This is a genomic window from Candidatus Binatia bacterium (assembly GCA_023150935.1).
Taxonomy (GTDB): Bacteria; Desulfobacterota; Binatia; order HRBIN30; family HRBIN30; genus JAKLJW01.
The window spans coordinates 81,702-104,280 of record JAKLJW010000003.1 but is presented as its reverse complement, the minus strand read 5'-3'; the positions used below and the strand labels follow the sequence as shown (position 1 = coordinate 104,280).

21 protein-coding genes are annotated in these 22,579 nt (G+C 67.6%); 14 read left to right on the top strand and 7 right to left on the bottom strand.

The features are described from left to right. Positions 1-24 precede the first annotated feature (24 nt). From L6Q96_03690 to L6Q96_03680, 3 genes are all read right to left on the bottom strand, one after another. Positions 25-1,119: an acyl-CoA dehydrogenase family protein gene (locus tag L6Q96_03690; GenBank protein ID MCK6553676.1), complete on the bottom strand. Its 1,095-nt coding sequence runs from the start codon at positions 1,117-1,119 to the stop codon at positions 25-27. Continuing rightward, positions 1,119-1,793 (bottom strand): TetR/AcrR family transcriptional regulator, encoded by a 675-nt coding sequence (locus tag L6Q96_03685; protein ID MCK6553675.1) that lies wholly within the window; start codon positions 1,791-1,793, stop codon positions 1,119-1,121. Before L6Q96_03685 ends, L6Q96_03690 begins: the two co-directional genes overlap by 1 nt. A 193-nt stretch (positions 1,794-1,986) precedes the next feature. Next, a complete protein-coding gene (locus L6Q96_03680; protein MCK6553674.1) occupies positions 1,987-2,574 on the bottom strand; it encodes a hypothetical protein in 588 nt (195 codons plus the stop codon). A 520-nt stretch (positions 2,575-3,094) separates the two neighbouring features. Between L6Q96_03680 and L6Q96_03675 the strand changes: the two genes are divergently transcribed. From L6Q96_03675 to L6Q96_03655, 5 genes are all read left to right on the top strand, one after another. Then, positions 3,095-4,261, top strand: coding sequence for a tetratricopeptide repeat protein (locus tag L6Q96_03675; GenBank protein ID MCK6553673.1), 1,167 nt, complete (start codon positions 3,095-3,097; stop codon positions 4,259-4,261). Between the two features lie 49 nt (positions 4,262-4,310). After that, positions 4,311-5,351, top strand: coding sequence for a uroporphyrinogen decarboxylase (gene hemE / locus L6Q96_03670; GenBank protein ID MCK6553672.1), 1,041 nt, complete (start codon positions 4,311-4,313; stop codon positions 5,349-5,351). Between the two features lie 95 nt (positions 5,352-5,446). Further along, on the top strand, positions 5,447-6,424 hold the full coding sequence (gene hemH / locus L6Q96_03665) for a ferrochelatase (protein ID MCK6553671.1): 978 nt from the start codon (positions 5,447-5,449) through the stop codon (positions 6,422-6,424). After that, complete coding sequence (hemG, locus tag L6Q96_03660) at positions 6,421-7,845, top strand: protoporphyrinogen oxidase (GenBank protein MCK6553670.1); 1,425 nt, start codon at positions 6,421-6,423, stop codon at positions 7,843-7,845. The genes hemH and hemG overlap by 4 nt, the downstream gene beginning before the upstream one ends. Positions 7,846-7,893: 48 nt before the next feature. Continuing rightward, on the top strand, positions 7,894-9,249 hold the full coding sequence (locus L6Q96_03655; GenBank protein MCK6553669.1) for a beta-lactamase family protein: 1,356 nt from the start codon (positions 7,894-7,896) through the stop codon (positions 9,247-9,249). 116 nt (positions 9,250-9,365) lie between these two features. Here the strand turns inward: L6Q96_03655 and L6Q96_03650 are convergent, their stop codons facing one another. From L6Q96_03650 to L6Q96_03635, 4 genes are all read right to left on the bottom strand, one after another. After that, positions 9,366-10,142: a hypothetical protein gene (locus L6Q96_03650; protein ID MCK6553668.1), complete on the bottom strand. Its 777-nt coding sequence runs from the start codon at positions 10,140-10,142 to the stop codon at positions 9,366-9,368. Positions 10,143-10,144: 2 nt separating this feature from the next. Further along, the gene (locus L6Q96_03645) at positions 10,145-11,080 is read right to left on the bottom strand and encodes a histone deacetylase (GenBank protein ID MCK6553667.1); all 936 of its coding nucleotides are present in this window, start codon (positions 11,078-11,080) and stop codon (positions 10,145-10,147) included. A 787-nt stretch (positions 11,081-11,867) separates the two neighbouring features. After that, a complete protein-coding gene (locus L6Q96_03640) occupies positions 11,868-12,152 on the bottom strand; it encodes a DUF2442 domain-containing protein (protein MCK6553666.1) in 285 nt (94 codons plus the stop codon). A gap of 8 nt (positions 12,153-12,160) precedes the next feature. After that, a complete protein-coding gene (locus tag L6Q96_03635; GenBank protein ID MCK6553665.1) occupies positions 12,161-12,430 on the bottom strand; it encodes a DUF4160 domain-containing protein in 270 nt (89 codons plus the stop codon). 546 nt (positions 12,431-12,976) lie between these two features. Here L6Q96_03635 and L6Q96_03630 point away from each other — a divergent pair. The 9 genes from L6Q96_03630 (at position 12,977) to nadC (ending at position 22,579) form a co-directional block, all read left to right on the top strand. Further along, complete coding sequence (locus tag L6Q96_03630) at positions 12,977-13,129, top strand: hypothetical protein (protein ID MCK6553664.1); 153 nt, start codon at positions 12,977-12,979, stop codon at positions 13,127-13,129. A gap of 86 nt (positions 13,130-13,215) precedes the next feature. After that, complete coding sequence (locus L6Q96_03625) at positions 13,216-14,772, top strand: wax ester/triacylglycerol synthase family O-acyltransferase (GenBank protein MCK6553663.1); 1,557 nt, start codon at positions 13,216-13,218, stop codon at positions 14,770-14,772. Continuing rightward, positions 14,769-16,247: a TonB-dependent receptor gene (locus tag L6Q96_03620; GenBank protein MCK6553662.1), complete on the top strand. Its 1,479-nt coding sequence runs from the start codon at positions 14,769-14,771 to the stop codon at positions 16,245-16,247. Before L6Q96_03625 ends, L6Q96_03620 begins: the two co-directional genes overlap by 4 nt. A gap of 640 nt (positions 16,248-16,887) precedes the next feature. Next, the gene (locus L6Q96_03615; GenBank protein ID MCK6553661.1) at positions 16,888-17,205 is read left to right on the top strand and encodes a nucleotidyltransferase family protein; all 318 of its coding nucleotides are present in this window, start codon (positions 16,888-16,890) and stop codon (positions 17,203-17,205) included. Then, positions 17,186-17,536, top strand: coding sequence for a DUF86 domain-containing protein (locus tag L6Q96_03610; protein MCK6553660.1), 351 nt, complete (start codon positions 17,186-17,188; stop codon positions 17,534-17,536). The genes L6Q96_03615 and L6Q96_03610 overlap by 20 nt, the downstream gene beginning before the upstream one ends. Positions 17,537-18,195: 659 nt before the next feature. Then, complete coding sequence (locus L6Q96_03605) at positions 18,196-18,453, top strand: hypothetical protein (GenBank protein ID MCK6553659.1); 258 nt, start codon at positions 18,196-18,198, stop codon at positions 18,451-18,453. Then, a complete protein-coding gene (locus L6Q96_03600; protein ID MCK6553658.1) occupies positions 18,450-18,779 on the top strand; it encodes a type II toxin-antitoxin system PemK/MazF family toxin in 330 nt (109 codons plus the stop codon). The genes L6Q96_03605 and L6Q96_03600 overlap by 4 nt, the downstream gene beginning before the upstream one ends. Before the next feature lie 291 nt (positions 18,780-19,070). After that, positions 19,071-21,737, top strand: coding sequence for a valine--tRNA ligase (locus L6Q96_03595; protein ID MCK6553657.1), 2,667 nt, complete (start codon positions 19,071-19,073; stop codon positions 21,735-21,737). Further along, positions 21,734-22,579 (top strand): carboxylating nicotinate-nucleotide diphosphorylase, encoded by an 846-nt coding sequence (gene nadC / locus L6Q96_03590; protein ID MCK6553656.1) that lies wholly within the window; start codon positions 21,734-21,736, stop codon positions 22,577-22,579. The genes L6Q96_03595 and nadC overlap by 4 nt, the downstream gene beginning before the upstream one ends.

The following is a 22,579-nucleotide window of genomic DNA, read 5'->3' as shown; positions in this document are numbered from 1 at the left end:
CCTTCCTACGGGCGCCCGGACGCCTCAGAGCATTACGAGACCTTCGAACGTGACGAAGCCGCGGCCGTTGCGGAGCCACATCTCCACGGGATGTTCGCGGATGTAGCCGTGGCCGCCGAGGATCTGCACGGCGTTATCGGTAACCTTCAACGCAACGTTGGCGGCGTAGTTCTTGGCCAGATAGGCCTCGCGGGTGGCATCGAGGCCGCGGTCGATGCGCCAGGCGGCCTCCCAGGCGAGCAGCCGGGCGGCGTCGATTTCGATGGCCATCTCGGCCAGCATGAAGGCGATCGCCTGCTTGCGGGCAATGGCCATGCCGAAGGCGTGCCGCTCCCTGGCGTAGTCGCGGGCGTATTCGAATGCCGCCCGGGCGACGCCCACGGCCATGGCCGCGAGGCCGACGCGCCAGTGATTGGCCAGCGCGAGGACGTTGGCATCGTCGCCGCCGAGGCGATGAGCCGCCGGTACGCGGCAGCTCTCGAGCGTGAGTGTGTACGTCGCCAGGGCCTTGATGCCCATGTGCTGCTCGCGCTCTCCGATGGTCAGGCCCGGCGTGTCGCGGTCGACGATGAACGCGCCCACGCCGCCGCCGTCGGTCCGGGCAGTGACGACGATACGATCGGCCTGATCGGCCAGCGGCACGTAACACTTGGTTCCGTCGAGAACGTAGCCGCCATTGCTCCGGTGGGCGGTGGTGGCCGGCTCGGTGGCGTCGAAGTCGAAGCGCGGCTCCATGACCGCGGCCGTGCCGGTGCGGAAGCTGTTGCCGGTGTACGCACCGAGAACGCTTGTTTGTTGCTCCGCCGAACCCAGCATGAGCACGGGCCACACCGCCAGCCGCGGGGTCAGCAGGTGCATGGCGACGGCGAGGTCTCCCCAGGCCAGCTCTTCGGCGATGAGCGCGCCGGTGACCGCGGATCGAGTGTCGCCGTGGCCGCCGTGAGCCTCGGGAATGGAGCTCTGGACGAGGCCGAGTTCCCAGCCCTGTTGCACGATAGCGGCAGGCACGGCGCCATTTTCGTCGGCGTCGCGGGCGTGCGGACGGATCTGCTCGTGCGCGAAACTGGCGATGGTGTCGCGAATGAGTTGCTGCTCTTCGCTGGGTTGGAAACTGACCATTACTTCCTCCTTGCTGTGACCCGGCGGCGCGCTCCTCCGGAGGGTGCCCGGGTGGCGCCGCGCGGCGGCGCACCCGTCAGCCAGGCGATGTACTGCTCGACAAAAGCGTCGACGGTGGCGGCGAGATCGAAGGCCGCCCCGTCCTGGTAGAACTGGATCTCGGCCCCCATGACGGCCCCCGTCCAGACGGCGGCGGCCGTAACGGGGTCGACCCGCGGACCGAAGGTCCCGCGTTCCTGCCCGAACTCGATGATGCCGCTCACGAACTTGCGGAAGCGGTGCATCATTGCCTGAAACTCGGCGGCCAGGCGCGGGTTGGTGTCGAACGCCTCCACCATGACGGTGACGATGAGGCGGCGGTGGTTGGACTTGGTGGCGTGGTCGACGCAGATGCGCGCCAACTGGCGGAGCGCGGCGACCGGGTCGGTGACGGGAGTGAGATCGGCGCTGACGCGGTGCTCGAATTGGCCGATGCGGTTCAGGACGGCCTCGAACAGCAGCTCTTCCTTGTCGGTGAAATGGTAGTACAGAGCGCCTTTGGTGACCCCGGCGGCGCGAGCGATCCGCGCAATCGACGTCGGCTGATACCCGTAGCGGGCGAAACAATCGATAGCGACGTCCATAAGGTCCCGGCGTGCATCGACGGCACGTCCGGGCCGAGCCGGAACCTGCATACTGAACGTTCAGTATGCGCGTGTACACGCTATTGCAAGGGGGTCGGACCGGCGCCGCACCACGTGTACCCGCACCGGGACGTTGCGCCCCTCGTCGTCGGGTTCGCGCATCTCTTGGGCTTCGACTTGCAGGCCGGCGGCGGCGCAGGCGCGGGCGAAGCCGACGCGCGGCGCCTCTCGGCGCCGCCCGGCGTCAGTCCTCGCCCTCGTCGCCCCACTCTACCGGCTTTTCCTCCTCGTACATGATCGCAATGATCTGCTGGCCGGGGTTACGGGCGTCTTCGGCGATCGTCACATTGGCGATCAGCGATCCCTTCTTGTAGGTCGCAAAGCCATAATTCGGACGCGAGATCTGCTGCGTCACCTTGAAGCCCGACTGCGCCATCTTGTCCTGGTAGAACGCGAAGACTTCATCGACCTTGCCGGTGGTGCTGAACAGGACGTTGTTGGCGTCGTTGGCGAGGCTTTGAACCTGGGTTACCTGCGCATCCTTGAACACGGGTACATCGGACGGGAAGTTCGAAGGCAGCGCCACGGGCTCCGCCGTGGGCGTCTTGGCGACCGCCGCCGCCGGCGCAGTCGGCGTGGCCGCCGTTCGTCCGGCAACCGTCGCCGTGGCGCTCGCGCTGGCGCCTCCCGCCTGAAATCCGCTCTTGCGCTCCGGCACGCCGGCCGGTGCGGTCGTGGGTGGCGGCGGGTTTTGATTTCGGCACGTACAGGACGCGAAGAGGACAGCGGCCAGGAGTACCCCGGTTCCGGCAACGGCCAACGTACGCATCACGAATCCTCCTTCGTCAGACGCGTCCGCAGACGCCCCGACCGTCTATAGCCGATCAAGCGACAAAGCACAGCAACCATAGTCGCAGACGAGAAGCGGGCGACAAAATTCGAGCCGCACGGAGTACCTCGCGGCGGTGGAGAGGCGAGCGTGCACACGACCTGGCGGTCATCTCGAGACGATGAAGACGCGGTCCCCTCTGTGGGGTCGGGGTCGGAATCGCTATCGGGGTCGAGGGAATCGGACCGATACCGATGCCGATACCGACGCCGACCCCGATGGTTGCCCGCCATTGCGCTTGCCCGTCCCCGGTTCCCGCCCCCCCCCAATTTCCGGAAGAGGAGTCGAGGAATTGGGGGCCTTGGGACCGTGGGGGCTTGGCGGGGGGAGGGCGGGTTGTTACGGTGTGCAGCCGTTACGCAGCCTGGCCGCCGGACGATGACGAACGACGAACCTCGTACGACGAGCGAAGCTCTCCCTGACGACGAATAAGGTCCTCCGCGCGACGACTTTGTGAGCAGGCATGGCGAAGCGGTTCTGTACTCACTGCGGGAAAGCGTTGGTCATCGGGGCGCGTTTCTGCGTTGCCTGCGGGCAGGCGGCCGACGGTGCGGTGCAACGCGGTTTCCGCCGGCGCTGGCCCTCGGCACGCACCGCACCGCTCACGGTCACGCTCGTCGTGCTGCTGGTGGGTGGTGGCGCCGTGGTCGCGGGCCGCATGTCGCCGCGGCCGCAGCCGCGCTTGCCCGGCCGTGGCGGACCGCTGGCCGGCACGTCCGATACTGCGGCCGGCGAACAGCAACTGCCGAGCGGACACCCGCCGTTGCAGATCCCGGACGACGTCCGCGACGCGATTCGCGGTCTGTCGGAGCGGGCTGCCGCCGCCCCTGCGGACGTCGCCCTGTGGAAGCAGCTTGGCGAAGTGCAGTACCGCGCCGGGCTCGTCGATCCCACCTACCTGGGCGCCGCCGAGACAACATATAAACACGTACTGGCGCACCAGCCCGACGATCTCGACGCCCTGCGCGGCCTTGGGAATGTCGCCTTCGATCGGCAGCAACCGGAAGCGGCGATCGGCTACTACGAACGCGTGCTCGCAGCGCGGCCCGACGACCGCGACGTGCGCACCGATCTCGGGACGATGTATCTCACCGCCGGGCGAACCCGGGAAGCCATCGACACTTACGAGGCCGTGCTCAAAGCGCACCCCGGTTTCTTCCAGGCGCAGTTCAATCTTGCCCTTGCCTACCGGGCCGCCGGCGAACCGTTGCGAGTCGTCGCCGCCCTCGAGCGGGCGCAGGCCCTGGCCCCCGACGAAAGCACCCGTCAGCAGGTGACCGAGGCGATTGCCCGGCTGAAGGCGGCGCCGCCAACGGCGGCGGGGGCGCCCGCCGCGCCGACCGCCGCGGGGCCCCTGAGCTTCCAGGCCGACACGGAGCGGCTCTTCCGCGAGAACCCCGTGCTCGGACCGAAGGTGCAGAGCATAGAATGGCCGGATCCGCTGACGGTCCGGGTACTGGTCGCCAACTTCCCGATGGACCGGATGGGCGAGGCGATGCACACGACGTTCGTCGAGCGCATGCAAGGCCGATTGCGCGAGAAGAAGGCCGCGCACGGCGTGACCGCCAGTGCCCGCATCGACTTCATCGACGCGCCGACCGGCGCGGTCATGGCAACCGTGACCGAATGACCGCGCGGTACCTTGACCCGTCCTGGGCGCCAACGTAGCTAGGAGTATCTTGAGCGACGCGCCGTTCCTCCGCGCCTGCCGGCGCGAACCGACACCGTTTACGCCGATCTGGTTGATGCGCCAGGCGGGCCGGTACATGCCCGAGTACCGCGCCGTGCGTTCGCGCTTCGGCTTTCTCGATCTCTGCAAGGATCCGGCTGCCGCCGCCGAGGTGACGGTCACGGCGGCAGAACGGCTCGGGGTGGACGCGGCGATCGTCTTTGCCGACATCCTGCTCATCCTCGAGCCTTTCGGCGTCGGCCTCGAGTACTCGAAAAACGATGGGCCGGTGCTGCACAACCCCGTGCGCACGCCCGCGGACATCGACCGTTTGCCGGCGGTGGACGCCGCCGCCGCGGTCCCTTTCGTCTACGACGCGGTCCGCGCCGCTCGGGCCGCCCTGAAGGTGCCGCTGATCGGCTTCGCGGGCGCCCCGTTCACGTTGGCGTCTTACGTCATCGAGGGCGGCGGTTCGCGCAACTACGTTCACACCAAGACCCTCATGTACGGGGCGCCCGAGTCGTGGCACACGCTGATGCGCCGTCTCGTCGGCGCCGTGGCCGGTTACCTCAATGCGCAGATCGCGGCCGGTGCCGAGGCGGTGCAGCTCTTCGACAGTTGGGTCGGCTGCCTGGCTCCCGACGACTACGAACGTTACGTGCTGCCGCACATGCAGCGACTGTTCGGCGCTCTAACCCCGGGCGTACCCGCGATCCACTTCGGTACCGGCACCTCTGGCCTACTGGAGTTGATGCGCCGCGCCGGCGGCGATGTCATCGGCGTCGACTGGCGGGTCGATCTCGCCAGCGCCTGGGATCGCCTCGGTACCGATGTGGCCGTTCAGGGCAATCTCGATCCGCTCGCCCTGTTCGCTCCGCTCCACGAGCTGCGCGACCGTGCTGTCCGCGTACTCGAGCGGGCTCGCGGCCGCCACGGCCACATCTTCAACCTCGGTCACGGTATCCTCCCCGGTACCCCGGTCGACCAGGTCATTGCACTGGTCGATATGGTCCACGAAATGAGCGGAAAGAAGGGAGCCGCGGGTTCGTGAGTCGCCGCGCGTCGATCGGCCGTCGTCTTTCGCGGCGGCGGCCCTCGCGCCTCGGACCCCGGACGTGAGCCCCCGGAATCCGCCGCCCTGTCCGCATGAACCGCCAGCCTCCCGCCGCCGCTTTCGATGCCGTCCTGCTCATCGCCTTTGGCGGACCGACGTGCATGGATGACGTGCGGCCGTTCATCGCGAACGTGCTCGGGGGGCGGCCTGTACCTCCGGAGCGTCTCGAGTCGGTCGTCGGGCACTATGCGCTCATCGGTGGCCGCTCGCCGTTGAACGACCTCACCTTCCGGCAGGCAGACGCCCTGGCCGCCGCACTGCGCACCGATGGGCTGGCCCTTCCCGTTTACGTCGGCATGCGCAACTGGAATCCGTATCTCCGGGAAACTCTGGCTCGGATGGCCGGCGACGGCATCCGGCGCGCCGTCGGGATAATCCTCTCGCCGTTGCAGTGCGACGCGAGTTGGGCGCGTTACATGCGCGACGCCGCGGCCGCGCGCCACGAGGTCGGCGATGCCGCGCCGCAACTCGATTATGCCGCCGGCTGGAACACACATCCGTTGTTCGTCGAAGCCATGGCGGACAACCTTTCCCGGACGCTGGAGGCTGTACCCGCGGCCCGCGTGGCGGCCGCGGCAGTCGTCTTCACGGCGCACAGCATTCCCGTGTCGATGGCGGCATCGGCGCCGTACGCGGCGCAGTTCGAGGAAACCGCCGCGCTCGTCGCCCGGCATGCGGGCGTGAGCCGTTGGTCACTCGCGTATCAGAGCCGCAGCGGCAATCCGCGCGATCCGTGGTTGGAGCCGGACATCCTCGGGGTCGTACGCGCGCAGGCCAGCGCCGGGGTGCGTGACGTCGTCGTGGTGCCGATCGGTTTCGTTTGCGATCACGTCGAGGTGCTGTACGACCTCGACATCGAGGCCCGGCAGGCGGCCGCAGCGGCGGCAGTCGGCTTCCACCGCGTACCGGCGGTGAACGCGCACCCGGCCTTCGTGCGCATGCTGGTCGATCTGGTCCGCCGCACAACCGCCGCTGCGGATGCCTCTACCGCGCCGGGGTCGGAGACATGAGCGTCCCTCGCGTGCCGCGTATCGCGGTCATCGGCGGCGGTGTTGCCGGCCTGGCTGCGGCGCATCGTTGCGTGGAGATCAGCCGCGAGCGACGGCAACCGATCGCCCTCACGTTGCTCGAAGCTCAGCCCCGGTTGGGCGGATCGATCGACACCGAATGCGTCGACGGCTTCGTCATCGAAGCCGGACCGGATTCGTTCATCTCCGAGAAGCCCTGGGCGTTGCGTCTGTGCGAGCGCATCGGCCTAGGGCCGCGGCTCGTGCGCACCAACGACGAGTCGCGGCGAACCTTCGTGGTTCACGACGGTCGTCTGCACCCGTTACCCGACGGCTTCCTGCTGCTCGCACCGACGCAGTTCTGGCCGCTGGTGAGGTCGGGGCTGTTCACCTGGCCGGGCAAGTTGCGGATGGCCCTCGACCTGCTGTTGCCGCGCCGGCCGGCGGCCGGAGACGAGAGCCTCGGATCGTTCGTTACGCGGCGGCTCGGTCGAGAGGCTCTCGATCGGGTCGCCCAGCCGCTGGTCGGCGGCATCTACACGGCCGATCCCGACCGGCTCAGTCTGGCGGCCACGATGCCGCGCTTCCTGGAGATGGAGCGCACCCGGCGCAGTCTGATCTGGGCGATGTGGTCGCAGGCGCGTCGCGCGCCGGCGAGCCGCGGAAACAGCGGGGCGCGCTGGAGTCTGTTTGTGAGTATAGACGACGGTATGCAGGTGCTGGTGGACGCCCTGGCGGCAAAGCTGCCGCCGCAGGGCGTGCGGCTGCGTACGCCCATCAGGGCCGTGGTGCCGGGCTCGCCCTGGCGACTCGTCCTGGCCGACGGCTCGACGCTGGAAGCCGACGCTGTCGTCATGGCCACGCCGGCCCACGGCACGGCGCGGGCGCTGGCCGACTTCGCCCCCGCGCTGGCCGAGGAGTTGCGCGGCATTCCGTACGCGTCGTCGGCGACCGTAAGTCTGGCCTACCGCCGCGAGCAAATTCCCAACCCGCTCGACGGCTTCGGCTTCGTGGTGCCGCTGACCGAGGCGCGCGCGCTGGTGGCGTGTACATACAGCAGCGTCAAGTATCCGGGGCGGGCGCCGGACGGCCATGTCTTGCTGCGGGCGTTCGTCGGCGGCGCGTTGCAGGAGTCGCTATTTCACCAGGACGATGGGGCGATGGCGGCAAGTATTCGGCGCGAGCTCGAAGCCCTGCTCGGGATCGCCAGCGAGCCGCTGCTGACGCGCATTCACCGGCATCCGCAGGCAATGCCGCAGTATCACGTCGGCCATCTCGAACGCCTGCAGCGTATCGACGCACGACTCGCGCCGCACGCGGGTCTGGCGCTCGCCGGCAATGCCTATCGCGGCGTCGGCATCCCCGACTGCATTCGCGGCGGCGAGGATGCCGCCGAGCGGGTGTGGGCCGGTCTGCCCGGTTGATGCCCCCGACACGTGCCTTTTTCGCCAGCCTGCGGTAGCGTCCCCGCCATGCCTTTCACCCTGATGACGCGGTGCCGGGTGGCCGCCGATCTCGCTGCTGTCACCACCGCACGGGCCGACCGCGAGGTCGACCCGCGCAGTGTCGGAGTCAGGCCGTCGGCAGTGGCGAGGATCTGGAACGCCGTCGAGTCGCTCTATCAGACCGGTATTCACCCGGCCATCGCCCTCTGCGTGCGGCGGCGGGGCGAAGTGCTGCTCGATCGGGCGATCGGTCACGCCGCGGGCAACGGACCCGGCGATCCCCCCGACGCGCGTCAGGTGCTGGCCCGACCCGACACGCCGTTCACCATCTTCTCGACCTCCAAGTCGATTACCGCGATGCTCATCCACCTCCTCGACGAGCGCAACCTCATCCGGCTCGACGATCCGGTGTGCGAGTACATCCCGGAATTCCGCGCCCACGGCAAACACACGATCACCATCCGGCACGTGCTGACGCACCGGGCCGGGATTCCCGACCTGCCCCCGGAGATCATGGAACTCGATGCGCTCGACCAGCCCGAGCGCATCGTCAAGGTCCTCTGTGCGGCGCGGCCGAGTTCCCGACCCGGGGCACGACTGGCGTACCACGCCATCTCCGGCGGTTTCGTCCTCGGCGAGGTGGTGCGCCGGGTCACCGGAGCCGACATCCGGCGGTTGCTGCACGAAGCGGTCGTCGAACCGCTCGGCTGGCGTTGCTTCAGTTACGGCGCCGCGGCGCGCGACTTGCGGCGCGTCGCGACCAACTACTTCACCGGTCCGCCGCCCCTGCCGCCCCTGTCGGGTTTGCTGCGTCGCGCGCTCGGCGTCGATTTCCAAACCTGCACGGAGCTGTCTAACGACCCGCGGTTCCTTACCGGCATCATCCCGGCGGGCAACGTCGTGACCACCGCCGACGAGCTGTGCCAGTTCTATCAGCTACTGCTGAACGGCGGCGAATTGGACGGCGTGCGGGTTTTTCAACCGCGCACCGTGCGGCGGGCAACCCTTGAGCAGTCGTATCTCGAGGTCGACCTGACCCTGGGGGTGCCCGTGCGCTACGGCATGGGGTTCATGCTCGGCGGCGGACGGCTGCTCAGCATGTACGGACCGGACACCGACCACGCCTTCGGCCACCTCGGCTTTACCAACATCGTGGCCTGGGCGGATCCGGAACGGCAGGTGGCGGCCGCATTGCTGACCAGCGGCAAACCGCTCATCTACCCGCAGCTCTATTACCTCTGGAACGTGCTCCGGCAGATCGGTTTGGCGTGTCCACGGGGACCGTACGAGTGGCCGCCGCGCGTGCGCCTCGTGCCGGTGCACGTGCGTGCTGCGACCCCACGTGTCCTGCCGCGGCGTAAGCGCGTTACGACCTCGGCCTGACGCTCGCTCGAGCGGCGGCTCGGACGGCGGCCGCGGAAACCGGGGAGCGCCGGCGCCACTCGTCGGCGGCCAGGCTCCTTGTCGCGTTGCCCGTTGCGGGAACTCGGCAGACCGTCTCACGCCGGGGTGGCGATGCTGGCGCGCGTGGCGGCAAGGGCGTCGGGGTCCCACGTAAAGCGATGTGCGGCGTAGGACGCCGCTACCTGGTCGGCATAGCTCGTCGAGTGGAAGTAGGCGACGATTTCCGGCGCGATCGGGAACACGAGGTAGCCGGGCTCCCACTGTGCCACCGCACCGTGCGCGTCGCGTACCCCGCCGCCGACGAGCGCGAGCGAGGCGTCGCCGAGCGGCAGCGCCGCGAGATCGCGGAGCAGGGCCTCGAAGCGGCCCTGCTCCTTGCCATCTAGAAACAGGAACAACCGCGACCGAAAGAAAATGACCGCGTCGTGGAAGAACTTCGGGACGTTGGCAACACCGTCCATTTGCAGCTCCCCGGCCATACGAACGACAACGCGGAAGGCGTGCCGTAGCACACCGAGTCCCGGATGGCGCTGCAAAGGCAGGGGCGGCCGAGCGGCCGAGAAGCGTGCGGTCGGGTCCTGCTCGCGCACCCAGTGCACGACGGCAAAGTCGAGCGCGCGCTCCAGCGCATATCCCCGGGCGGCGAAGAACTCCGGGCGCACCACGGCCTCTCCCACGCAGGCGTCCAACAGCAGGTACCGAACGCCACACTTGCAGCCGTAAAGGAGCGCGTGCGGCAGGGCGCGGCCCGCGGTCTCGACTTCCACCGCACAGCTCGTAAAACCCTTGCGCGCCAGGATGTCCAATACCCCCGCTTCCTCCAGAAGATGCCGAACGCCGGGGCCATCGTAGGTGCCGAGGACGCCGCCCATGCTCACTCCCACGGCGCGTCGGCGGCCAGCAGCCAGCGGAAGTAGTTGAAGTGGATGCGCCAGCTCTGCGGGCCGTAGCCGCCGGCCGTTACCACGAGCATCGGAATGCCGCGGCCCCAGACTGCCTGGGTAACGAAACGGTCGCGCGCGAGCATGCCCGCTTCGGTGACCTTGAAGTCGCCGAGCAGGTCGCCCTCGAACGGATCGCTGCCGGCCACGTACACCGCGAAATCGGGCGAGAAGTCGCGCACGATCCCCGGCAGGTGCTCGGCCAGCGTGCCGAGGTACGCGTCGTCGCCGGTACCCGAGGGTAATTCGATGTCAAGGTTGTTGCGCTTGGCGATCCAGCACCAGTTGCCGGCGTGGATGGAGAACGTGAATACCGATTCGTCGTTGGCGAAGATCACGGCGTTGCCGTTGCCGTGATGGTAGTCGAGATCGACGATCAGCACGCGGTGTACAAGACGGGCGCGCTGCAGCAGGCGGATGGCAATGGCGACGTCGGCGATGGCGCAGAAACCCTCGGCTTTGTCGGCCTGGGCGTGGTGGTAGCCGCCGCCGAGGTTGACCGCGAGGGCGCGCTCCGCGACCGCGAGGCGGGCGCCGCGGACAGTGCCCCCGGTGGCAAACAAGAACGGATCGGCAAGGCGCGCGTCCCAGGGATGCGCGGGGTCGAGGAAGAGCAGACGGGCCAGCGTTTCCGGACGGGCGATCTGTTCGAGGTAGTCCGGGCTGTGCACGCTCAAGAGCTCGTTACCGGAGACGCGGTCGGGGGCGACGAAATCGGCTTGCTGTGCCAGCCGGTCGTCGATCAGGGCGCGATGAATGCGCCTGGGCTTCTCGGTATCGAAGGTGTGCCGGGCCCCGGCTTCGAGGACGTCGTACACGTACTCCGGACGAAACAGGAGCCGGACGTGCGGGCGGGTCTGGTGTGGCATTGGCGGGCACTCCCCGGTCAGTGCGGCCGGCGGTGCCCGGCCGCCCTCGACCACCGCGCACTGGACTCGCCCCAACCCGGTTCGAACTTCTGCATCGTTCCGCGCCCTCGGCCCTTCGGCGGCAACGATCCGGCGCTGCCGACCGCGTCGCCGACCCTGTTTCGTACGGCCATTCAGCCTCAATCGAAACAGAATTTCACCACGAACACGCGGACGCAAGGCGAGCGGTCTGTCCTTCCGCCCGCACCGGCCTTTCCCCGTTCGTGCCGAACCTCGAAGAGGCTCAGCCCAAGTCTTCTTCGGGACGTCAGCGGCGGGTCGTTACCCGGTCGGCATCGGAATCGCTATCGACATCGGGATCGAATTTCGCCGCGGACCGATTCCGATCCCGATTCCGACCCCGCCCCCGGGGGGCAAGTCCAACGCCCCTGGCGCTCAGGCGACGGCGTACTGTTCGCCCTCCGGGAACTCTCGAATTTGCAGGATCGCAGCTTGAAACGTTTCGATGAAACGAAGACGGACATCGTGCCGGTCAGCCGCGCACCTTTCCGCCGTCGATCTCCGTATCTCGCCCGACACGAGGCTGGGCACGAGAGCGTGCGCCAGTCGTAAGCGTGCCTGCTGCGCAAGTGTCAAAGCGGCATTCTCGATTTCATCAGGCCGCATTTTCGTCCTCCGAATCGCCTGGACCGGAGCGTACGCCGACTAGGCTGCGCGGCCGGGCGCGAGGTCTCAGCCTCCTCCCACGTCGTGAAAGCCGAACGCCGGCAATCAGCGGCGCACGGCTTCATCGCGCGTCCGCCGGATTGCCCTGTTCGACCCGACGGGTCGTGGCTACGATCGGCTGCCCCTCGACATAGAGGGTGTCGTAACTGAGGTCCAACCCGTTCGCCCACTCCACCGAGCCCGCGACAGCTCGTACGGCGCGAAATGCATCGCGGTCGCGGAGGCGCACGAAGATGCCGCGATCGAGATACGGCTTCACGTCGAAGCGCCGCGATTCGCCGTTTTCAAACGACACCTCCAACTCGTAGTCGTCCAGCGCGCGTACGGACTTCACGTGTGGGTTCATCGATCCTCCTAGGTCAGCGGGTCGATCCTGAAGAGCTCCTCGCCGTTGACGGCGAGCTGCCAATCGGCCAGCAGCTCGTCGCTGTGTATCTCGATCCAGGCCTGCACGAGCCGCGTCTTCCCGGCAGGGAGCTTGCCAGCCAGAACGTCTCCGGTGAGAATCGAGAACACCGCCTCATCTCCGGAGCATTCCGCGTGCACGTGCGGAACGTGGTGCTGCTTGTCGTCGAAGAAGTACATCCGCACCACGATCCCGTAGAACATCGCCAGGATCGGCATGGTCGTCTGTCACCTGGCTCACCGTAGCACGTCGCCCCGGGCATGCCGAACGAGTGAGGGCTCGTCCGCCATCCGGCTCGACGCGTCGCCACGCGAGCCAGCACAGCGCCGGCAGCCGGGTGGCGGAAAGGCCCCGCCTTCGCCAGGGCTTCGGCGGGCCTGCCCGTTGAACTGAACCGCTGGCTGCTGACGGTGTTCCCCACAGGCTATGGGGATTCTGTGGCGTCTGGGAGTGGGGGGAGCAAACGGCAGCGCCGAACGACACGGGGTGAGGCGAGGCCGGGGTCGGGGCAGAGGGGGCGAGTGCGGCGTAAGATGGAGCCGTGGCGTGGATTCAAGGGACCGACCGCAGGCGGTTCCGAGCGCGTGAAGCGACGCACTGCTGCGGAATTCCCGCCCGTCATATAAGGACACCCTGCCTCAAAACATGCGGCCAGGGTCAAGGTGTACGAGGGGAGAAGAATGTCTCCGTAACTGCATGCCACACGGCACGACACTTGCTCGCTCTTAGTATACAAAGGGCCCTTCGCCTGGGGATGGAGGTGCATGATGGAGCGGGCGGTACAGATGGCGGAGATGGCAGTGGAGGCGGATCGGGAGACACTGAGGCTGCCGCTCGCGGGCCTCGTCGCGGCGGTAGTCCTCGGTGGGGCGCTGTGGGCGGCGATCGCGTGGTCCGTGTGGTCGCTAATCGGTTAGCTCCGGTAAACCGCTGAAGTTGCGGGGCGACGGGTTGAACTGCCCACCGGGCGGCGAGATAATCCGCCTGCCGGGAGGCCACGTTCATGCCGTACGCCCACTACGAGCGCCTGAGCGCGCTCGACACCGCGTTCCTCGATGTCGAAGACGACAATGCGCACATGCACGTTGGAGCGGTGTCGCTCCTCGATGCGGGTCCGCTGCTGAAAGCCGACGGTACGGTCGACATTGAAGAGATTCGCGGGTTCATCGAGGCCAGCATCCACCGCATCCCGCGCTACCGCCAGCGCCTCGACACGGTTCCGGTGTTCGGCAATCGCATCTGGGTCGACGATCAGCGCTTCAACCTGAACTACCACGTGCGGCACGTGGGCCTGCCGTATCCGGGAGACGAGCGCCTGCTGAAGCGGCTCGCCGGCCGGATCATGTCGCAGAAGCTCGATCGCGGGAAGCCGCTGTGGGAGCTGTGGGTCGTCGAAGGGGTGGAAGGCGGCAAGCTGGCGATGATCAACAAGGCGCACCATTGCCTGACCGACGGCATCGGCAGCGTGGAGCTGTTGGGAACGCTCATGCGCCCGGCGCCCGAGCAGCGGCGGGAGGCTGAGGAACGGCACCGCTGGCTTCCCCGTCCCGTCCCGAGTGCCGGTGACCTGGTTCGCGGCGAGCTGGCGCGGCGCGTCACCGAGCCACTGGCAGCTCTTGGCGCGGCCGGCGCGGGCGTGCGCGACCCTTTGGGCTCCATCGAAAAGCTGCGCAACGCCGTTCTCGGTCTGGGCGAGGCGCTCGCCCCCGGCTTGCGTCCGGCGTCGCCGACCCCGCTGAACACCGATATCGGTCCGCACCGCCGCTTCGACTGGTTGACCATGGACCTGAACGCCGTGAAAGCGGTGAAGAACCGGCTCGGCGGAACCGTCAACGACGTTGTGCTGGCGATCGTCGGCGGCGCTCTCAGGCGCTTCCTGCGCGCCCGCGGGCTACGGGTCGACGACCTCGACTTCCGGGCCATGATTCCGGTCAACTTCCGCTCGGAAGGCGAGCGCGACCGTCTCGGCAACCGCATCACGATGATGGTCGCATCGCTGCCCGTCAACGAGCGCGACCCCCGCGCCCGTCTGGCGCGCGTGATCGAGACCACCCGCGACCTGAAGAAGTCGCGCCAGCCGACCGGTATCAAGACCCTCGAGGAACTCAGTGACCTTACCCTGACGACGCTGTTCACGGCGTTCAGCCGGTTTTCGACCCGGACGCGGCCGTACAACGTCGTCGTCACCAACGTGCCGGGGCCGCAGATCCCGATCTATTTCCTCGGGGCGCCGATGCACTCGATCTTTCCGCTGGTTCCCCTGAGCAACGACCAGGCGCTCGGCATCGCCCTGTTTAGCTACAACAGCTCGCTGTTCTGGGGCTTCAACTCCGACTGGGACGCGATGCCCGACTTGCACGAGGTGGTGGCGGCGATCGAGACGGAGTTCGGGCGTCTCGAGGAAGCTGCGGGCGCGGGGCCGCTCGAGGTCCGTGCGGACGGCAACGGCGAAGAGGCCGACGCTTCGCCGCGTCGCAAGCCGGCGAAACGCGGCCGGGCTTTGCCGCCCAGGGTCGAGTCGGCAAGACGCGGCAACGGAGCGGTGCGTCGCGCGCGTTGAGTGTCGCCGCCGCGGCGATCCGTCGACAGCGCGGCGTGCGCGCGGATTACGGTACCCCGAGCCACAGGAGAGGCGTTACCGCCGTGCTCAGCACCCACGAGAAGGTCCGGCGCATCAACCTCGACCAGCGCCCTTACGGCACGTTCGCCGAAATCGGCGCCGGGCAGGAAGTGGCGCGCTGGTTCTTCCGCGTCGACGGTGCCGCCGGAACGGTCGCCAAGAGCATCTCGGCCTACGACATGGCAGTCAGCGACGCCTTCTACGGGCAGACCCATCGCTACGTCAGTCGCGAACGGCTCGAGGCCATGCTCGCCGCCGAATTCGACCTTGTCTGCGACCGGCTGCGGACTCAGCGCGGCGGTTCCTGCACCTTCTTTGCCTTCGCCGACACCGTGGCAACGCGAAGTTACAGTCGTCACGACGACGGCCACGGCTGGTTGGGCGTGCGCTTCGAGACCGCGCCCGGAGGGCCGCCATCGGAGATCATCGTCCACGTCATCCTCAAGGATCGCGACCGTGTGCACGAGCAGGAGGCACTGGGAATCGTCGGCGTCAACCTGCTGTTCGGCGCGCTGTACCACCATGACGACGCGCCCGTGGTGCTGATCGGTCTGCTCGACCACCTCGGACGCGAGCGGGTCGAGATCGACATGATCAAGTGCACCGGCCCGGCGTTCGGCGCGGTCGACAACCGCCTGCTCAGCCTGCTGCTGGTGCAGCACCACCTCACCGATGCCGCCATGTTCACGGCGGCAGGCGAAGTCGTGCAGCCCGGAGAGGTCCTCTACAAGAAACCGGTCGTCCTCGAACGTGGCCGCTTCCGGCCGATCACCCGGCTGTCGCTCGACATCGTCGAAAAGGCGGACGCGCAAATGCGGGCCGATCCGGCGCTTGCGGACCAGGCGCCGGTGACGCTCATGGAGATGACGCTGCGCGGGTTGGCGGCGGGAAAGGGCATCGATCACGCCGACTTTCTGGCACGCGTAGACCTGCTGGCGGCGCTCGGAAAGACCGTGCTGGTATCGGACTACCGGCGGTTCTTCCGATTGGCCGAGTACCTGCGGCGAGCGACACAACAGCGCATTGCCATCGCGCTCGGTATGCCGAGCCTCATCGAGTTCGCCGACCCCGATTTGTACGCCGACCTCGACGGCGGCATCGTCGAGGCGATGGGCCGACTCTTCGGGCGCGACCTGCGTTTCTACGTGTACCCGACACGCGAGACGTCGGGCGGACCGATAACCTCGCTCGATACGTGGAGTCCGCCGCCGCCGACCTCGCATCTGTTTGCCTATCTGCGCGCGCGCGACTTGCTCGTACCCATCGAGCGCTACGAGGAAGACTACCTGCACATTTCGCCGCACGAGGTGGCGGCGCGCATCGCGGCGGGCGATCGGACCTGGGAGTCGCTGGTCCCGCCGCCGGCTGCCGCCACGATTCGTGACCGCAAGCTCTTCGGCTGGCCGGGTTCGTAGCCTCCCGAGCTGGTAGCGGGTCGGACCATTGCAAGATGCGGAAAGATCAGGATTTCACTCCCCGGGATCCTACCCTGCAGAGGCTTAGCGACGCGTTTTCTGGGGCAGGACGATCCGTGTAAGAGGCGGCAACGCCCGCGCTGTGGGTGTCCTGCAGGCGCACGGGGTCTACAGGGGGTGCGGCGAGATACCCACTCGCCCCGGAGCGGTGGGTGTCCAATGTGCCTCCACCAATGTGCGGTTCCCGGAGCGGTGGGTGTCCAATGTGCGTCCAATGTGCGGCCAGGAGCGGTGGGTGTCCAATGTGCGTCCAATGTGCGGCCACCTTCCCACGCTGGCCCCGGGCGCGGCTCGCCGTGATCGCGCAATCACGGGTGTCTCGGATATCGCGGATATCGGATGCCTACCGTTTGTCACCCCGGCGAAAAGCCTGCACCGGACCCGATCCGGGGCCACTTTGCGAAGCCGCGGAAGCCCGATGCGGATACGCCCGACCCCGCGGCGACTCGGCCCACTCGGCCCAACGTCCCGAGTCGAATCCCCGGGAACCTACGTCCGCTCTGGGTCCCCTCGTTGGAAAACTTCGGCCGGACACCCGCGCCGCTTCACTCCCGCCCCGCTTTTCCATAGGATGTCACCGATGAAGACCGCCGCCACAAATCGGGACGATGTGATCGAGCGCTGTAGGCAGGCGGAACCCGACATCCGCAGGCTGGGCGTCCGGCGGATTGCGCTGTTCGGCTCCCTGGTGCGCGGAGAAGCGAACGCCGACAGCGACGTGGACCTGCTGGTCGAGTTCGAGCCGGGCGGCAAGAGCTTCGATCGTTTCCTCGCCCTTTCGGACCTGCTCGAGCACCTGCTGGGACGGCGTGTGGAGCTCGTGACCACGGAGGCCCTCAGCCCCTATATCGGACCCCACATCCTGGCCGAGGCTGCGGATGTCGTTCGAGCCGCTTGAGTATCTGCGGCACATCCTCGCGGAGGCCGACTACCTGACCGAGCAGACCGCCTCGATCAGCAAGGACGACTTCCTGAAGAATGAAACGCTCCGCCGAGCGTTTGTGCGCAGCCTGGAAGTCATTGGCGAGGCAACCAAGAAACTGCCGGACGAGTTCCGAGCCCGGTATCCGCAGGTCGAGTGGCGTGCGATGGCGGGCATGCGCGATCGGTTGATTCACGGCTACTTCGGCGTCGACCACGACCTCGTCTGGGAAGCGGCGACACAGAAAGTCCCGGAGCTCAGGGTCGCGCTCAGGCGGATTCTCCAAGGCGCCGGCAAGCGTGATTGAGCCCGCCTGGAGGACGTTCTTTTCGAGACACCCGCGATTCATACCTTCCCACGCTGGCCCCGGCCGCGGCTCGCCGTGATCGCGCAATCACGGGTGTCTCGGATATCTTCCTCTCGGATATCGCGGATATCGGATGCCTACCGTTTGTCACCCCGGCGAAAAGCCTGCACCGGACCCGATCTGGCAGTGGTAGCGGGTCGGACCATTGCAAGATGCGGAAAGATCAGGATTTGACTCCCCGGGATCTTACCCTGCAGAGGCTTATCGACGCGTTTTCTGGGGCAGGACGATCCGTGTAAGAGGCGGCAACGCCCGCGCTGTGGGTGTCCTGCAGGCACATCTCCTGCAGGCGCATTGCGCTGTGGGTGTCCTGCAGGTGTCCTGCAGGTGGGTGTCCTGCTGTGGGTGTCCTGCAGGTGCTGAGGCGCACGGGGTCTACAGGGGGTGCGGCTAGATACCCACTCGCCCCGGAGCCGTGGGTGTCCAATGTGCGGTTTCAATGTGCGGTTTTCTCCAATGTGCGGTTTTCGTGGGTGCCCAATGCGGTTTCCCCGGCGAGTGCGCCATCCCGACGACGATGAGTAGGGGCTCCAGTGGGTCGGCCTGCCCAAGCCGAGAAGAGCAGAGACTACCGATTGTATCTCCATACAGGTCTCTATATGTTGAGTTATATGAAGCAGATGCTGATCGAGATCGACGACGAGTTGGCGGTGCGATTGGAGCGCGTCGCCCCGGCCCGCTCCCGACGGCGCTCGGAGTTCGTTCGCGCCGCCATCGCGAGGGCGCTTTCCGAGTTGGAAGAGCAGCGCACCGCGGAGGCGTACCGGCGGCAGCCCGATGGCACCGACGATGCCTATCTGGATCCACGCGTCTGGGAGCCGGGGGCGTCCTACCGAAGAAAGGCGAAGAGCCGGTGAGGCAGTACGAGATCCGCTGGGCGAACCTCCCGGCGCCGATCGGTCGTCGCCCGGTGCTGCTGCTGACCCGCACGCCAGCCTACGCCTATCTGAACAAAGTCATCGTCGCAGAGGTGACCACGACGATTCGCGACATCGCGCAGGAGGTCCCACTCGGGCCGGAGGAGGGCCTCGACCGGTTGTCGGTTGCGAATCTCGATAACCTCCACGTCGTCGCGAAGGCCATCCTGGGCGCGCGATTGGGAGGCATCGCCCCACGGCGCCAGCGCGAGATCAAGCGCGCGCTGGGCCACGCGCTCGCCTGGCCCGAATTGCAGCGCCTCTGACGGCCGCTGGCCGGCGTCTGTATGCCCCCCCTGACGGATGCTCGGCAGGCCGGGGCAAGGGCCAGCGAAAACCGCATGGGTGGCCGTCCTGTACTGCCCGAGGCTAACCCCTCGATATGCCCCTGAGAAGACGGGGCTACTCGGGGCGAACGGAAAGCGTCGTACGGAATACGTCGCCGTAATTGTGCCCATCGCTACTTAGCGCCGGATTGCGGGCACCGGCGCGCCGGTTGCGAAGCTCAGTCCTTTTAGATAGCCAAGTCGAACGCCCGCTGCGTGCGGGCTTCGCCTATGGCAGAGCTCAGTAAGACTTACGATCCGGCCCTCGTCGAAGACAAGTGGTACGCGGTATGGGAGGCGCGGGGCTACTTCTCGGCCGACGAAACCCGCCCCGGCCCTCGCTTCTGCATCGTCATTCCGCCGCCGAACATCACCGGTGTGCTCACCATGGGGCACGTCCTCAACAACACGATTCAGGACATCCTGGTGCGCTTCAAACGCATGGACGGCCATGTCACGCTCTGGCTTCCGGGCACCGACCATGCGGGCATCGCCACGCAAAACGTCGTCGAGAAGCAACTCGCGACGGAAGGCCTGAGCCGTCACGACCTCGGCCGCGAAGGGTTCGAGCATCGCGTCTGGGCGTGGAAGGAACGTTACGGCAGCACCATCCTGCGCCAGCTCAAGAAACTCGGCTCCTCGTGCGACTGGCGCCGCGAACGCTTCACCATGGACCCGGGGTTGTCGCAGGCCGTGCGCGAGGTGTTCGTGCGCCTCTACGAGCGCGGACTCATTTACCGCGGCCAGCGCATTATCCACTGGTGCCCCCGCTGTCACACCGCCCTCTCCGACGAGGAAGCGGAGACCACGGATGGCGGCGAGCCCGGCAGTCTCTGGCACATCCGCTATCCCGCCGCCGACGGCCGAGGCGACGGCGTGGTCGTGGCAACGACGCGCCCGGAGACGATGCTCGGCGACACCGGCGTCGCCGTCAATCCCGACGACGACCGCTACCGCGCGCTACTCGGCCGCCACGTCGTCCTCCCCTTGATGGAGCGCGCGATCCCCGTCGTCGCCGACCCTCTCGTCGACCCGGCCTTCGGCACCGGGGCCGTAAAGGTAACCCCGGCCCACGACGCGAACGATTTCGAAATGGGCCGGCGTCACGGTCTGGACCCGCTGGTCATCATGACCACCGACGGCAAGATCGACGCCAACGGCGGCGCCTATGCCGGCCTAGATCGCTTCGCGGCCCGGAAACGGATCGTCGCCGACCTCGAAGCCCGCGGCCTCCTCGAAAAGACCGAGCCCTACCGCGTCCCCATTCGGCGCTGCCAGCGCTGCAATACGGTGGTCGAGCCTTACCTCTCGCAGCAGTGGTTCGTCCGCATGCAGCCGCTCGCCGTACCGGCGATTGCGGCGGTACGCAACGGTGGGCTGCGGCTCTCGCCCGAGCGCTGGGTGGGTGTCTACCTGCACTGGCTCGAAAACATCCGCGACTGGTGCATCAGCCGGCAACTGTGGTGGGGCCACCGTATACCCGTGTGGTACTGCGACGCCTGCGGCAAAGAGACAGTAGCGCGTACCGACCCGACGCAATGCGGGCACTGCAACAGCGACCGCATCGCCCAGGACCCCGACGTCCTCGATACCTGGTTCAGCTCCTGGCTGTGGCCGTTCTCGACCATGGGATGGCCCGAGCAGACGCCGACGCTGACCCGGTTCTACCCGACCGATACGCTGGTCACCGCGGCGGACATCATCTTCTTCTGGGTCGCCCGCATGGTCATGGCTGGCTACGAGTTCATGGGCGAACGCCCCTTCGGCGAGGTCTACTTCAACAGTCTCGTGCGCGACGTGCAGGGCCGCAAGATGTCCAAGTCGCTCGGCAACTCGCCCGATCCACTCGACGTCATTGCGACCTACGGAGCCGACGCTCTGCGGTTCACCATCGTATCGTTGGCACCGCCGGGCGAGGACGTGCGTTACGCCGTCGAGAAGACCGACCTCGGCCGCCACTTCGCCAACAAGATCTGGAACGCCGCCCGCTTCGTGCTGATGAACGCTCAGGTCGACGAAGTGCCGCCGCTGTCGACCTTGCCGAACGCGCAGATCGGACTGCCGGAGCGCTGGATACTGTCGCGCCTGCAAACCGTGGCCGCCGAAGTTCGCGCCGCCTTCGAGGCCTTCCGTTTCAACGATGCGGCCATGGCTCTCTATCAGTTCCTGTGGCGGGAGTACTGCGACTGGTACGTCGAAATCAGCAAGCTTGCTCTCAACGGCGCCGACGCGGCGGCCCGCGGGGCAACGCAGGCGGTGCTGGTGCACACCCTCGAGCAGGCTCTGCGCCTGCTGCACCCGTTCATGCCCTTCTTGACCGAGGAGATCTGGCAGGCTCTGCCGCTGGCGCGTGGTGCCGACAGTATCATGGTCGCACCGTACCCGAAGCCCGATGCGGAACGGCGCGATGCCGCCGCCGAGGCGGCCATCGAGCAACTGATCGGCACGGTTCGCAGCGTGCGCAACATCCGGGCCGAGCTTGGCATCCCGCCGACGGCCGAACTGGCCGTGCGCATCGCCGCCGACGGCCGCGAGACGGACGTCGGGCGCCTCGAACCGTACATCAAGATGCTCGCCCGGGTCGGACGCGTCGAGATGCTGCCCGCCGGCGAACGCCCGTCTGGCGAACCATCGGCCCTGGTGCCCGGGTTGGGCGATATCTTCGTGCCCCTGCGCGGCGTCGTCGACGCCGACAGCGTCCGCAAGCGGCTCGAGAAGGACCTCGCCAAGGTCGACAAGGAACTCTCGGGCGTTGACGCGAAACTGGGCCGTACCGACTTCATCGAACGAGCCCCCGCTGAGGTCGTCGAAAAGGAGCGCCAGCGTGCCGCCACTCTGCGCGAACGCGAAGGCATGCTCCGACGGCACCTGACCAGCCTCGGAGCGGGCGTCTCATGACCCCTGCCGACCTGCCCAGCGTCGATGCGCTGCTGCGGCTGGCTCTCGCCGAGGACCTCGGGGCGGGCGACGTGACCACGCGCCTCACGGTGCCTGCCGACGCACAGGCGGCGGCGCAGATCGCCGCCAAGGACACTGCGGTCATCGCCGGCGTGCCCCTGGTGCGCAAGCTCTGCGACCTTACCGGTGGCGGCGTCGCGGTGCACGAACGAGTCGGCGACGGCGCTCGGGTGCGCAGCGGCGACGCGCTCGTCGCTCTCACGGGTCCCGCCCACACGCTGCTTGCGGTCGAGCGGGTCGCGCTCAATCTCCTGCAACACCTCTCGGGCATCGCGACGATGACGGCGCGCTTCGTCGGCCTCGTCGCCGGCACCCGCTGCCGCATCGTCGATACGCGCAAGACGCTCCCCGGCCTGCGCATTCTGCAGAAGTATGCGGTGCGCGCCGGCGGCGGGTCGAACCACCGCTTCGGACTCGCCGACGGCATCCTCATCAAGGGCAATCACATCGCTGCCGCCGGCGGACTGGCGCAGGCGGTCCGCGCGGCGCGGGCCGGCGCTCCGCACGGGCTGCGGGTCGAAGTGGAATGCCGCGATCTCGACGAGGTGGGTGCGGCCTTGCAGGCCGGCGCCGAACTGGTCCTGCTCGACAACATGACCGTGCCGCAACTTGCCGAAGCGGTCCAGTACATCAATCGCCGCGCCCTCGTCGAAGCGTCCGGCGGCGTGAACGAGGACACGGTTGCCGCCATCGCCGCCACCGGCGTCGATCTCGTCTCGGTCGGCGCGCTGACCCATTCGGTCCGCGCCGCCGACATCCACATGGTGTTGACCCTCGGGTAG

Coding starts and splice junctions, on each gene's coding strand:
- L6Q96_03690 (MCK6553676.1), bottom strand. CDS start 1,119: ATGGTCAGTTTCCAACCCAGCGAAGAGCAGCAACTCATTCGCGACACC.
- L6Q96_03685 (MCK6553675.1), bottom strand. CDS start 1,793: ATGCAGGTTCCGGCTCGGCCCGGACGTGCCGTCGATGCACGCCGGGAC.
- L6Q96_03675 (MCK6553673.1), top strand. CDS start 3,095: ATGGCGAAGCGGTTCTGTACTCACTGCGGGAAAGCGTTGGTCATCGGG.
- hemH (MCK6553671.1), top strand. CDS start 5,447: ATGAACCGCCAGCCTCCCGCCGCCGCTTTCGATGCCGTCCTGCTCATC.
- hemG (MCK6553670.1), top strand. CDS start 6,421: ATGAGCGTCCCTCGCGTGCCGCGTATCGCGGTCATCGGCGGCGGTGTT.
- L6Q96_03655 (MCK6553669.1), top strand. CDS start 7,894: ATGCCTTTCACCCTGATGACGCGGTGCCGGGTGGCCGCCGATCTCGCT.
- L6Q96_03650 (MCK6553668.1), bottom strand. CDS start 10,142: ATGGGCGGCGTCCTCGGCACCTACGATGGCCCCGGCGTTCGGCATCTT.
- L6Q96_03645 (MCK6553667.1), bottom strand. CDS start 11,080: ATGCCACACCAGACCCGCCCGCACGTCCGGCTCCTGTTTCGTCCGGAG.
- L6Q96_03640 (MCK6553666.1), bottom strand. CDS start 12,152: ATGAACCCACACGTGAAGTCCGTACGCGCGCTGGACGACTACGAGTTG.
- L6Q96_03635 (MCK6553665.1), bottom strand. CDS start 12,430: ATGCCGATCCTGGCGATGTTCTACGGGATCGTGGTGCGGATGTACTTC.
- L6Q96_03630 (MCK6553664.1), top strand. CDS start 12,977: ATGATGGAGCGGGCGGTACAGATGGCGGAGATGGCAGTGGAGGCGGAT.
- L6Q96_03625 (MCK6553663.1), top strand. CDS start 13,216: ATGCCGTACGCCCACTACGAGCGCCTGAGCGCGCTCGACACCGCGTTC.
- L6Q96_03615 (MCK6553661.1), top strand. CDS start 16,888: ATGAAGACCGCCGCCACAAATCGGGACGATGTGATCGAGCGCTGTAGG.
- L6Q96_03610 (MCK6553660.1), top strand. CDS start 17,186: ATGTCGTTCGAGCCGCTTGAGTATCTGCGGCACATCCTCGCGGAGGCC.
- L6Q96_03605 (MCK6553659.1), top strand. CDS start 18,196: ATGTTGAGTTATATGAAGCAGATGCTGATCGAGATCGACGACGAGTTG.
- L6Q96_03595 (MCK6553657.1), top strand. CDS start 19,071: ATGGCAGAGCTCAGTAAGACTTACGATCCGGCCCTCGTCGAAGACAAG.
- nadC (MCK6553656.1), top strand. CDS start 21,734: ATGACCCCTGCCGACCTGCCCAGCGTCGATGCGCTGCTGCGGCTGGCT.